At 58.1% G+C, this 11264-nt stretch carries 12 protein-coding genes; 8 read left to right on the top strand and 4 right to left on the bottom strand.

What is annotated here, in order from left to right; translation table 11 throughout:
• Window positions 1-747: 747 nt before the first annotated feature.
• From IFT82_RS19890 to IFT82_RS19875, 4 genes are all read right to left on the bottom strand, one after another.
• On the bottom strand, window positions 748-1122 hold the full coding sequence (locus IFT82_RS19890) for a hypothetical protein (RefSeq protein ID WP_192129871.1): 375 nt from the start codon (window positions 1120-1122) through the stop codon (window positions 748-750).
• A gap of 202 nt (window positions 1123-1324) precedes the next feature.
• Window positions 1325-1630, bottom strand: a complete 306-nt coding sequence (locus IFT82_RS19885) for a hypothetical protein (RefSeq protein ID WP_192129870.1) — start codon at window positions 1628-1630, stop codon at window positions 1325-1327.
• A 372-nt stretch (window positions 1631-2002) separates the two neighbouring features.
• Window positions 2003-2941 (bottom strand): hypothetical protein, encoded by a 939-nt coding sequence (locus tag IFT82_RS19880; protein WP_192129869.1) that lies wholly within the window; start codon window positions 2939-2941, stop codon window positions 2003-2005.
• A 54-nt stretch (window positions 2942-2995) separates the two neighbouring features.
• Window positions 2996-3184 (bottom strand): hypothetical protein, encoded by a 189-nt coding sequence (locus tag IFT82_RS19875; RefSeq protein WP_192129868.1) that lies wholly within the window; start codon window positions 3182-3184, stop codon window positions 2996-2998.
• A gap of 88 nt (window positions 3185-3272) precedes the next feature.
• On the opposite strand from IFT82_RS19875, the gene IFT82_RS19870 reads away from it, so the two are divergent.
• The 8 genes from IFT82_RS19870 to IFT82_RS19835 all read left to right on the top strand — a co-directional run bounded on the left by IFT82_RS19870 (window position 3273) and on the right by IFT82_RS19835 (window position 11121).
• A complete protein-coding gene (locus IFT82_RS19870) occupies window positions 3273-3557 on the top strand; it encodes a hypothetical protein (RefSeq protein WP_192129867.1) in 285 nt (94 codons plus the stop codon).
• Window positions 3554-3928: a hypothetical protein gene (locus IFT82_RS19865; protein WP_192129866.1), complete on the top strand. Its 375-nt coding sequence runs from the start codon at window positions 3554-3556 to the stop codon at window positions 3926-3928. Before IFT82_RS19870 ends, IFT82_RS19865 begins: the two co-directional genes overlap by 4 nt.
• Window positions 3929-4121: 193 nt before the next feature.
• Window positions 4122-4865 (top strand): hypothetical protein, encoded by a 744-nt coding sequence (locus IFT82_RS19860; protein WP_207105852.1) that lies wholly within the window; start codon window positions 4122-4124, stop codon window positions 4863-4865.
• A 263-nt stretch (window positions 4866-5128) separates the two neighbouring features.
• Window positions 5129-5392, top strand: a complete 264-nt coding sequence (locus IFT82_RS19855) for a hypothetical protein (RefSeq protein WP_207105851.1) — start codon at window positions 5129-5131, stop codon at window positions 5390-5392.
• A 211-nt stretch (window positions 5393-5603) separates the two neighbouring features.
• Window positions 5604-6050, top strand: coding sequence for a hypothetical protein (locus tag IFT82_RS19850; RefSeq protein ID WP_192129863.1), 447 nt, complete (start codon window positions 5604-5606; stop codon window positions 6048-6050).
• Window positions 6047-6856 carry a helix-turn-helix domain-containing protein gene (locus IFT82_RS19845; RefSeq protein WP_192129862.1) on the top strand — a complete coding sequence of 270 codons (810 nt, stop codon included), beginning with the start codon at window positions 6047-6049 and terminating at the stop codon, window positions 6854-6856. Before IFT82_RS19850 ends, IFT82_RS19845 begins: the two co-directional genes overlap by 4 nt.
• 569 nt (window positions 6857-7425) lie before the next feature.
• Window positions 7426-8190, top strand: coding sequence for a helix-turn-helix domain-containing protein (locus IFT82_RS21385; RefSeq protein WP_192129861.1), 765 nt, complete (start codon window positions 7426-7428; stop codon window positions 8188-8190).
• Window positions 8191-9840: 1650 nt separating this feature from the next.
• On the top strand, window positions 9841-11121 hold the full coding sequence (locus tag IFT82_RS19835) for a glycoside hydrolase family 99-like domain-containing protein (RefSeq protein WP_192129860.1): 1281 nt from the start codon (window positions 9841-9843) through the stop codon (window positions 11119-11121).
• The last annotated feature ends 143 nt before the right edge of the window (window positions 11122-11264 follow it).

Here is an 11264-nt window from a genome sequence, read left to right as displayed (position 1 = left end):
GCCAACTACTTCAGCTCCTGCGGCTATGATCCGGACTGAATGGAATCCGCTCTAGCGTTCGCTTGCTGGCGATCGCGCCGATCGCGATCGGCAAAACAAATTTTGACGGTTGCGGGCATAAGCGAATGCTGATCAAAACTGGCAATGCGACATGTCCTAGCCGCCATTTTAATCAGTATCCCGCTGGTAGGCTGCTATCCTGGCGAGCCTATCGTACATGTAGCATATCAGCGGGATTTTCGTAAAAAGATCGATTTTAGCTGCATAGATGAGGCGTTAGGTGCGGTTGCATCAGAAGTACGTCGACAGACGTATCAATCCGGCGGCGATGGACCACAGGGATTTGCACGTGGAACAGTAGTTACTTATTTTACTTATAAGGACCCATCTCGCGTTGGAGACTATTCGCTCTATGTGGCGGTTCAGCCTAGCGGGACAACCCATTACTGGCACCAATGGGGTAAGACTGGTAGGCGCGTAGATGCAGCGGAACAAGACGCTGCGCTTCCCCTTCTGACGTTGGCAGACCAATCCGTTGCAAGATTTTGTGGTTTATCGTTCTCCGAGGCCACTCCGCTAGTTGGCAGAGGCTAGATATCTTCACAATTTTATAACAGACGATAGATTAATGTTATATATGTATGTGTTTATTATGATAAGCCAACGATATATCTATATATAATGTGGCATGATTAAATCAGATAGGCTTTATAACGGTAAAGCAATCATGTTTTAGAATTGGATAATCTATCTACCTAACCAAGAAACCTGAAACCACGGCACGGGTTTTGCAGGCTTACCCTCTCCTATCAACGTTATCCATTGATGTACCGTGTGGATTTCCGGGGTAATATCGATGCCACCTATGCGTAGCGGGAGAGTGGCGAGCACGGTATGACGCTGGCCGTCATAGACGATGATCTTGGACCGCTCCGTCACTCCTTCTGCGTTCCACACGCCGAGCCAGGCATAGCCACCAACATGTACTTCCTTAGCCGTTATAAAACGGTAACCTGGTATGTCCGGCCAATAGGCAGGTTCGTGTTCGACATATGAACTATTGAAAATTGCCTCACCAATGCGGCCATTCACTGATTTGGTAGGGCTATAAGCAACTTGCATGTCCCATCTGAACCAGCAACCGCTTGATTCCGAATAAACCTGGCCACGATGATACCGCAGATGGACAAAGCGGCTATTATCTGACCGCAGCATGACGCCCCAGTGGTACCTGAGTTGTCCTACGAATGGATAAGTTTCGCTTGTGGACTCTGAACCACCAAGTTTTTCTACTGGCAGTGGGGTCGAGGTGATTGCGACTGGATCACCAACAGGGGCAGGACACAAGGGTGATGTGGTTGCCGCCGCAAGAAGCACCGCAACTGTTATCATGTGATATAGCCTTACAAAGCATGATTTTTCGCTCAATCATATGCGCAAAGGTAATATAATTGCCGAATTTTGTCGCAATAGTGAATGCGTTCGCCAACCAAATTGACCATGCTTGATTGCGGTAGTCGATCAGGTCGCAAAAGGTCTGTGCGGATAATTGCCAAGCCACCACCTGGAATTCCTTCCCTGAATGGAAGCACGGAATATCCTTTAACGGTACTTCCGCGAAATTCGTCATGATGAGAATGGAGGTACAGATATGCGGATGTATACCTGCTGATAAACGCCGCAGGACCGCATAGGATGACGGCTATCGCGAGCAGGCAAGGTGCTATCAGACCAGCACGCCACCGGATCAATCCAGTATATGACCGAGCCCATATGGCACCAAATATCGAGAGCAGGATCAATATGAGGATTGCAATGCAGCCAATGCCGATCGGTATCAGCTTTGCAAATCCATCAGCTAATCCGAGCCACAGCGCTGCACACATGACGGCTGCAAAGGAAATAAACGAGGCTTTTTCGTTTGGAAGCGTCGAATGCCAGAAACCCCTCATTCGCGGACTCCGCATAATCTCGTTTTGATTGGATGAAGCTAATCTATCATTTACTTAGGCGATTGTTCGATGCCGACTGTAGCGGAATGGACGCGAAAGCCATAGCCGTTCTCTTTGGTCCAGATGATCGTCACTGGCGCTTGAAAGCGGCGATTTTCGACGTATCGAAAGACTGTAGCTTCCATCCGTACTCGGTCTGCCGTCTCGCCGACGAAGCGCTTTGGAGAAATTAAAGCTTTTTCCAGCCTGCTCGACCAAAGCTTTGCAGCTGCTTCGGATCCCTCCGCAATCGTTCCCGCCCAGTCGAGGCGGACCTGATCGAAAAACAGATGGCGGATGCCATATTCGGTTCGGTCGCCGCGGGTGCTACTGAACCAGTCGCTTTCGAAAACATTCCGTGCGAGCGCGGCGGCAGCCCGGTCGCCTTGCAGTATCGTGCATCCGGCAAGTCGGATGACGTCATTGCGGTACTGCTTGGCCTCGAGCAACGCGCAGCTGGGAAGCGCAGCAACCGCCTCGCGGGCCAACTGAAACGCAAGAGGCATAACCAGCCCATCATTACAGCCCGATTGGGTGCCGGTACGTACGGCAGCGGGGCGGCCGGGTCGCGCGCGATCGACTGCCTCCATTGATACCGACCAGGGATGCAGACAAAACGACAGACCCTGAGCGGCAGCGACAGGTGTCAACGTCCGGTCAAACAAAGCGGAGGCGGTGTGGACCCGTTCCCATGTAGCCAGCGGCACGATCGTCGCCAGCGTTTGACCACCAGCTGTACGAAACTCCACCTGCGGCTCCTCGCCCGGGCGGCGTATGAATATGACAGTACCTGCCTGATTACCGTAGCCATCGACGAACGACGCACGGATGGACTCGCCTTTGTCGACTACGACGCTTTGCGGTGATGGCATGCGACGAGGTTCGGGCCTGGGTGGGCTTGTCTGGGCAGCAAACATGAGCGCGATGGCGGCGGCAAAGGCATTGGTCATCGGCGGTTCTCCTAGCTGCGCTATCCCTTCTGGCCTTTCTACGCGGTCACGTCATTACTCCACCACGCCTCGCAATGCTGTCGCGAGCAGCTGCCGCACGGCCTCGGGGCGCGACACGTCGCCAGCCTGACGGTTGATCCACGCATCGAGTGTGGCGAGCTGATCCGGCTGAAGGCGGACAAGAATTGGCTGGCCAGTCTGGGGCGGCCGCTTACGTTTCGTGATATCGCCAATTGCGGTCATGGTGTACTCGTGATATCACCAGTACGAGCCGAGCGGAAGGTACGAACTTCCACCCGGCTCTGACCACAACGATCGAGGAAGGATCGAGATGGCTGTTCACGCCCTTATCACGGGAGCGCCGACGCGCGCGCCCATTCTTGACACCGTGCTGACTCAGATTGGAGCATGTGGTGCCTTCCCGGCCACCCCGCTTCACCTTTCCTCCGCCACTCGTGAGTGGCTGGGCGACATGGTCGAGACGCTGCTCGCCATCCTCGACCACGCCGATGGTGATGCCGACTTGGAAGACGGTGACCTCGACCGCTGCTCTGCCGGCGAGGACGGGCCGAAGGTCGATGCTGCGTTCGATCTTCTGTGGAAGGATGCAGCATGACGGGGCACGAGAGCCGGATCTCACCGGTATCCGTCGCAGCCGCACCGGGTGCCGAGCGAGAAAAGCTGTTGCAGCGTTTCGCCGAGCTGGACGCCCGCAACCAGTCCCGCGTTCTGGAAATGACGCTGACGCTGATCCACCAGCAGCAGGACGAGCTGCTTCCCCAGCGCGATCGGTCGATCAAGCACCACACGGCAACGGTCGATCGGCTGCTGGAACTGATTGAGACGCAGGGACACGCAGACGTCATCCAGACCCGGATGTGGTGGTCGATGCTAGCCGACCATCAACAGCGGCTGATCGAACTGGATGTCGACTATTTTGGCATTCCTGACCGATCTAGCCCATTTCTGCCGAGCGGCTTTGCATGACTGATTCAGGCAGGGCATCGCGTCAGTACGCGGACTGGTTCACTGTCCTGCGCGGCGAGATCGCAGAAGCAGGTACGGTCTCGCTACTGGTCGCGTCTCCCCATCACCATTTTCATGCTTGTTTGATGACTAAACATCATCTAGTGATGATGACTTATAGTCAGAAAGAAGGTCCGTGCCGTCGCAGTCCCCGGTGTCGAGCACCGAAATCATGAAACGAGCTGGCATCGCCCGGGACGTGCTGACGTTCTGGCTGCGAAACGGCTTGCTTCAGCCGATGGAGGCGGCGGCTGGCAGGGGTAAGCACCTGCGGTTCGAGTGGTACGAAGCTAACATCGCTGCCGTCATGAACCAACTTCGCATCCTTGGGATGAAAATCGAAAGCATGTTGTCGATAGTCGGCACCTTTCGGGAAGCGATCTCTTGGGCGGAGAGCTACGGCATCCAGCCAAGCGATTTACCTGCGCTTGATACCATTTTTACTCTTCATAAAAAACGTATCAATCGTCTTTATGATGATGCCGGGCTCGTGAAAATGATAGAGCAATTCAGTGATGAGAAATACGCTGAAGCGCGCATTACTGATCGCATTAAGAAAATTTATTATAAGATGCCAAAGGACGAGTTTTACCAGCACCGCGATCCGTTCATGATTATTACTGAACAACCTGAAGCAAGCGACGTACGACAGGCCGTTTATCAATATGGTAAGTTGACTTATTTTTGGCGTTCTGGGGAAGGCGAAAAATATATTTTCGCATGGGGTGAAGCAGCCGAATTCAGGTCAATGTGTGAGGGATCAGTTTCATCGATCGCTCTCGACATTCCTACCATTCTCTGGCGCGTATGGAATAATCCCGAGGATGGTATTGGCGGCTTGCTCGCGTGGATGAAAGCGGGGGACGACGAGGAAGCCAAGCCCGAGGTCGAGGTTTGATGATCCCGGCACGCTCTTCCGAGCCCTACGTTCTCTTGGAACCAGTGCCGTTGCCGCGCCCGATCAGCGTCGTGATCAACGGCCTGCTGATGCGCTGGCGGCTAATGATGCTGTTCGATGCCTATCGCGCAGTCAGTAAGCCGCGTCTGCGTCCTCCCAAGGCCCCCTAGGCTCCATTCTACTGTCATCGCCATTCTGTTGCCCGGACCCTGCTTCCGGGAGCGCTCCCCCTTTACCTGAAGCTTTCCGCCGTGCTCGCTGCCTTGGAACCACTGCTGCTTCACATCACGCCGCATGTCGGCAGTGATGAAGCTCGTCCCGATGTCGGGATGATGGCTGGCATCCTGGTGATCACCGGGCAGGGCATGTGCCGCGTCGATTGCTTTCCAACCCCGTTTCAGATTGCGCGAAGCGAACGCCGGATCCCGGCATCCACTTCGCGCACCTCACCCAGGCCGCCGGTGGCTGAACAGCACCACACCGATGCCATCGGCAGCCCAACCGAATGGGAGGCCGTCATGATCTAGCCTGTGTAGCGCAAAGGGCTAGGGGGCGGCGTCAGAGACGCAAAACCCTGCCGCGGCGATCGCTGACTGTCGGTCGGCGCGCCACGCCCCCTGCCTGCCCAGCCGGCACACAGCCCCGGCATTCCATTTCCGCATGAGGCACGGCGACCCACCCGGTTCGCCAGCGCCGTTCGTGCGCCCCGCAATCGAGCTCCCGAGCATGGAGACCGACATGATAGCTGGCACCCTGTCGATCCGACGTTCTTCCGTCATCCCGCTGCTGCGCGCACCGCCCCGTCCCGGCCCGTCCGCCGCAGCCGCAGCGATCATGGCCTCGCCCACTGCGCGGGCGAAGCGCATGCGTGCGCCCGCCCCCCGGCCGGCATCACCGGTGCTGCCGGCGTCGATCGCCGGGGCGGTGCGCGACAGCGTGCCGTCACAGTCGTTCGTCGACACCTTCGACGCCCTGCTCGACCGGCAGGATCCGCACGACCCGAGCCCGGTCATCCGCGCGCTCGACCGGACGGTGCTGCGCTTCCTGCTCACCTATCGCTGGTGTGCGACCAGGCCGACCCCGGCCGAGATCGCCGAGCGTCTCGGCCGGCCGGTCACCGGCATCCGCGCATCGCTGGCGCGGCTGCGCCGCTGCGCCCTGCTTCCCCATGGAGATATCTTGTGACCGCACTCGCGATCGGCACTGCTGCCGCGACCATTCTTGCCCGCATTGGCAGCGGCCATCGGCGTCCGACGCGATCGGGCGCGACCAACCGCACCGGCGCCCCCGTGCGCCGCGACAGTCTCGAGGCAGGCACGTTCGAGGACCTGTTCTTCGTGCTGCCGGCGAAGGGAGAGACCGACCGGATGCTGACCGCGGCGCGCAAGATCCTCGATGAGGGACGCAAGCTGCAGCGCAAGGCGCGGGCCACCGGTGAGAAGCTGTCCGTATCCGAGCGCGCCGTCGCGGCGCTGACCGCAGGCGCGGTCCGGGTCTACGAGGAGATATGCACGATTGCGCGATTGTGTGCGGGGCGGGTATTCCCCTCCTACGATCATCTGGCCGACGCGACCGGGCTGAGCCGTAACACCGTGGCGCGGGCGATCCCGGTGCTGGGTCGCCTCGGCCTGCTGGTGAAGCAGCGCCGGTTCAAACGGGTCGAGGTCGAAGGCGACCAGGACGCCGGCAAGCCCCGCTATCGCCAGTTCTCCAACGCCTACCGGCCGATGCTGCCCAAAAGCCTCATCCGCTACCTCCCCCGGTGCATGCGCCCGGCACCACCCCCGGCGGATGCCGTACAGCGGGAGGCGGACAGGCAGGAGGATCAGCAGCGCATGCTGAGCCAGCTGTCCTGTCGCGAGCTGGCGCGGGCCACCATGAGTGGGCCGATGGGCGCAGCGCTGGCCTCGCTTGGCGCCCGGCTCGATGCCGATGACGCCGCCAGCGCCGCAGGCAAGACTGCGAGTGCCATAACGGTGCTGAACCGCTGACGAAGTTTTATGAACAGGGATGATGAGGAGTCGCTACGCGACGTGCCGTTCGATGTCTCACCCAGCCTGACGGTCAACCGACCCTCATCCGATCACCTGGCACCGGCGGTTGGACGAAGCGGCTGTGCCGCTTCGGTGCTCTCCGGCGAGAGCAGGCGGGATCGTCGCGTCCGGGTTGCCGACCTCGCCCTTGCGGCCAACGTGGCGCAGGCGGCGCGTGGGGCGGCCGTCAGGGCCTCACCCGGGGCGGCAGCGACCCCGACTCCCCGGCTGCCCCAAGCAGAGTTGCGACCCCGAATTGCGCGCTTCACACCCCACCTCACCCGCGTACTTTTTATGTCCCGCACGGTGCACTCACCAACCGCCGGAAAACCGGCCCAGGTCCTGGGCCGCGCCGCCAAAAAAAGCGGCACCCGACCGGTGCGATCTGGTGCACTTTCGGCACCCGCCGGTGCACGCTCGAGGGGCAGCGTGACCGGCCGCCAAATTGAGGCCAGCCGGCCGCGATCGCGTCTGACCAGCTACACGCGTTCGGGCGCTGTTCCCGAACGGGAACAAGGGACATCGATGTGACGACGCACAGCCAGGACGGCGGGGCAGGCCCGTTCAAACCCCATGACGCCGCGCAGCTGCTCAGCAAACTCGCGCCGATCAGGCGCGACGTCGCGACTGGCATGTCGAGTATGGCGATCCGGCATCGCCTCACCGTGCAGACCCTGCAGCTCCGCACCTTCGTCGACCAGCTCGGCGCGGCCGAGCTGCTGGGCGAAACCGCGCAGGCGATCCACGCGGCGATCGGCGCGCGTGACATGGCCGCAGGCATTGCCGCCTGCGCCGAGTTCGAGCGGATCGTTGCCGGCGCGCCGCTGCCCGAACCGATCGTGGCCGCGGCAGTGGCGGAGCCAGCGCCTGCCCCGATCGAGCCACCGGCCGTGCCGGTCGCGCCCGCCAACGACAACGACCATGATTCCGTTCGCGCGCATTCTGTTCCCGTACCGGCGCAGGATGTCCCCGTACGGGATCAGCCGAGCGACGCGACCTGTTCCCGAAATGAGGAACAGCCGATGCCCATCGGCCTGCCGGCCGGCTTCTTCGCCAACCGTGAACCGACGCCGGCGGGGTACAGCCCGCTCGGCAGCGCCGACGAGCTGGGCGAGACGTTGCGGGCGGCGCGGATCCGCAAGGGCATGAGCCAGCAGGAGGTGGCGCTGGCGGCCGGGGTCGGCCGGCGGTTCGTCAGCCAGCTGGAGGGCGGCAAGGCGACTGCGGAGATCGGCCGCGTGTTCGCCGTCTGCCGGGTGGTGGGACTGGCGATCGTCGCCGTCCCGCGCTGACCGGATCCACGCGGGTGAGGGGATCCGATCCGGTGTTTCACCACCCCTGCTGCAAACACTCCTCCAGCTGCACCGAAACGCACCCGTGACCGCTAATTCTTTCCTGCCCTCGAGCAGCTTCCCTCGCAAATCACTGAAAACCGCAGAGCCTATATTTCAGAGTTAGAAATATTATTTTGATGCTATAATTTTGAATAGTATTATTTCACCTACATTTTAAGAAGTTAGTGTTCAGTTTCGGCACCTATTACCAATGTTAGGGTTTTCCTGCATCGTCCTCAAAGCGACGGGAGTCACGAGTGACTCCCGTCGTGGCGCGATCGAAGCGCCGCAACCGGTAAGACCGGTCTTTTAGGGTTCAGATTATCGTGAGCGCAGGTGCGCGCACACGTACTCCAGTCGGCCGAAGCGGACGCGAGTATACGCACGGACAAAGACCATGTTGGTCCTCCATCGTCGTTGTGGGGTTGATCCAAACGACGGGTCGTGCGAGCCTTGTTGTGCAGACAGAGGCTTCGGACGGTCCGCCGTTCGGGTTTTCGGGGAGGCCGGCCGAAAGGTCGGCCTTTTCCGTTTCGGGCTAAGTTCCCGATGCTTGCATTATGCCATTACTCGTGACCTCCTTCCATACGGACAGCTGTCAGTGCAGCTCTATCTGGCAGCACATCAAAATGGGTCTGCTCCCGGTCCTTACCCCCAATGATTGTGGCAGACCGGCCGATCAGGCAAGCGCCATCAACGGCCGATCCGGCAACTTTTAGCGCGAACCACGAACTGACGGGCAACGACGCGTGGAAGGCTGCGGACTTCAGGAATGGCAAGCGTGGAATTGCCGCGCTAAAATATTTCGTCATGGCCCGCTTTGGCGTTTAACAAGTGCTTGTCGAAGTCGGTCGATAAGGTCCTGCGTGATAGGTGAAACGTATCGTCTAGATTGCGTATTTAAGGGATGCAGATTGCACCGATGCGAAGATGCTGTTCGGTGATGATGCTATAGCCGGAAAATCTTCAAATCTGATTTGTTGATTGGGTTGCGCTGCACGGGACGCAAAGAGCGGGGGCACAGAAGGGTATGAAGTGCGAAATTTGGGGACGCAGCAGCCGTGCCGTTCTTTTCACCACGGATGCCTTTCCGGCGCATCCAGGTGCACCGAAACGCACCCGCGATCGGAATAATTCATCAGTCCTTAGAGAGGGGGTTTCCTCTAGGGGCGGATGTGTCGTGCGACTGCACCGAAAGCGACCAAAGAAGCTCGCGGGCGAGGCGGGGGGATAAGCGCGCAATTCGGGGTCGCAACTTTAAAAGGTTGGAGCCCACGGTCGTGCCACGCCCCTGCAGCCCTCATAAAGCGCGGGACAGCGCGACCACAGTGATCAGCAAGATCGTGCAGGGAGGAGTGCAAAATAATCCCATTGCAGCCATCTCAGCCACATTAAGCGTTTGATGAATGCCGAGCCAAGCTCACCGAGTGGGTGATAAAGCGGATGATAAGTCCTGCGGTCAAAACGTTGCCTAGATTACCATTGTATCAAAATGGGACAAAAAAACTAAGTGCTTTTCAAGCAATATTGATGTGATCTAGCTGTCTGACGGGTTTTGCATGTTGGCTATATTAGCCATCATGAATCGTACAGCGGGGGCTGATTATCGTGGCTTACAATCAATATGCTGCCAATGTCGGCATAAACCCTTATTATAAAGAACGCGATGCCCTTCCAGCCGCTAGCCCTGACGCCTATCCCGTTAAATTCATTGCTTATTATCTCCCGCAATATCACAAAATCGCTGAGAACGATACGTGGTGGGGTGAAGGTTTTACAGAATGGACTAACGTCGCAAAGGCGCTGCCTCGTTATCGCGGACATTATCAGCCAAGAATGCCAGGCGCGCTTGGATTTTACGACCTGAGCAATCCGAATACTATTCGTGCACAGGCAAAGTTGGCTGCACAGGGCGGGGTATATGGATTTTGCATCCATGATTACTGGTTTGACGGAAAGCAGGTGCTGGAGACGCCCCTAGAGATCATCCTTGCCAATAAAGACATTGATATTCGCTTCTGTATTAATTGGGCAAATGAAAATTGGACGCGGACGTGGGATGGATTGGAAAAGGATGTACTGCTTCAACAGCGTTATTCTGACGAGGGCGACATCGCCTATGCCCATCATCTAATAAAACTTGTCAGAGATCATCGGTATATCCGGATCGAGGGGCGACCGCTTATTATGGTCTACCGCCCTAGTTTATTGCCTGACGCAGCCGCCACTTTTAAACGGTGGAAGGAGGTCTTCCGATCCGAAGGTGAATCAGAGCCATTTTTGGTAATGCCGCAGGCGTTCGGAAATGATGACCCACGACAGTTCGGTATGGACGCCGCCGCTGGATTTCCGCCGCATCGCTGCGGCGCATTGGTACCTAATCGTGCGTCATCGCTCCCACTGCTAGATTCCACCTTTCGCGGTGAAGCGCGCGCATACGACAAGTTGGTAGAGGCGGAGCGGTCGTTAAGGCCGAATGACTATACACTATTTCCTGGTGTCTGCCCAAATTGGGATAATGAGGCACGCAAGCCTGGGCGTGGTGCAGGCTTTTACGGCTCTACTCCACAACTCTACGGGGATTGGCTGCATGACGCCGCGACCTATCGTATAGGCTACGACGATCAGGATCGTGCCATCGTATTCATCAATGCGTGGAACGAGTGGGGCGAAGGTGCTTATCTAGAACCGGACAGGCATTATGGCTATGCTTACCTTGCGGAGACTCGCCACGTGCTAGACGGACTCGCGTCCGGTATTGCAAAACGGTCCGCCGGTTTGACTGATCATGCTAATAAATCAGTCAAGCCAAGTCAGATTCGCCGCCTCGTGAACGTTGGTCGTCGGATAACCAGAAGCTCTTGGTACCGCATCGTGAAACAGAGGTAGGCCGTTACGATCAGCGAGGGCCCTTGGGTGCCCCCGGGGCCGAGGAAAGCAGCGTCGTTCTTTTCATCCCAGACGCGCCTGTAGTGCATCTAGAGCAGATTCCGTTCAGTACGCATCGTATCCGGCAGCGGCGAAGTAGTTGG

Origin of the sequence: Sphingomonas sp. CFBP 8760, assembly GCF_014841615.1 — a bacterium.
GTDB lineage: Bacteria > Pseudomonadota > Alphaproteobacteria > Sphingomonadales > Sphingomonadaceae > Sphingomonas.
Note: the sequence above shows the minus strand (reverse complement) of the source record. Positions and strands in the feature narration are given on the sequence as shown.